The organism is Pseudomonas serbiensis, assembly GCF_030580745.1.
GTDB lineage: Bacteria > Pseudomonadota > Gammaproteobacteria > Pseudomonadales > Pseudomonadaceae > Aquipseudomonas > Aquipseudomonas serbiensis.
The window spans coordinates 1-884 of sequence record NZ_JAUQOO010000060.1 but is presented as its reverse complement, the minus strand read 5'-3'; the positions used below and the strand labels follow the sequence as shown (position 1 = coordinate 884).

Genomic DNA, 884 nt, shown 5'->3' with positions numbered 1-884 from the left:
GATGTGGAGTAATACGTGATGTCCGCACCCGCCCATCAAACACATTTCAGCCTGCATCTGGAGGACGTCAGACACGACTTTCAGGTGCTGGCCTTTACCGGCACGGAGGCCATCAACCAGCCCTTTGTCTTTGAGCTGGAACTGGTCAGCGAAAACCCGGCGCTGGATCTGGACAGCCTGCTCAATCGCTCTGCCTTTCTGCAGTTCGGCCCCGACGACGCTGGCGTGCATGGCTTGATCGACCGTATCGCTCAAGGCGACTCACGCAAGCGACTGACCCACTACGCCATGACCCTGCGACCGCACCTCGCCTACCTGAGCCATCGCATCAATCAACGCATCTTCCAGCAACAGTCGGTGCCGGACATCATTGCCCGGATCCTGCAAGAGCACGGCATCCTGGCCGACCGCTATCACTTTCAACTCGGTCTGCCGTACCCGAAACGCGAGTACTGCGTGCAGTACGACGAATCGGACCTGCATTTCATTCAGCGACTCTGTGAAGAAGAAGGCCTGCACTATCACTTCCAGCACAGCAGGGCCATGCACCGGCTGGTATTCGGCGATGACCAGACGGTCTTCCCCAGGCTAAAGCCGCTGACCTATCGACAGGACAGCGGGATGGTTTCCGATGAGCCGGTGGTCAAGCGCTTCAATGTGCGTCTTGAAACCCGCACCACACGCACCACGCGGCGGGATTATGACTTTCAGAAACCGCTGGTTCCCCTTGAAAGCGAAGTCCAGAACAAAACCCTGCCCGACCTTGAGGACTACGATTACCCCGGCCGTTTCACCAACCGTGAGCGTGGCAACCTTCTGGCCCGACGGGCACTGGAACGCCACCGCCATGATTACCGCCTCGCCGAAGGCCATAGCGATCAGCC

1 protein-coding gene is annotated in these 884 nt (G+C 58.8%); it reads left to right on the top strand.

The genetic code is table 11. The features are described 5' to 3' along the window. Window positions 1-18: 18 nt before the first annotated feature. A partial coding sequence (tssI, locus tag Q6A51_RS27275; protein WP_304576180.1) for a type VI secretion system tip protein TssI/VgrG occupies window positions 19-884 on the top strand: 866 nt, incomplete at its 3' end.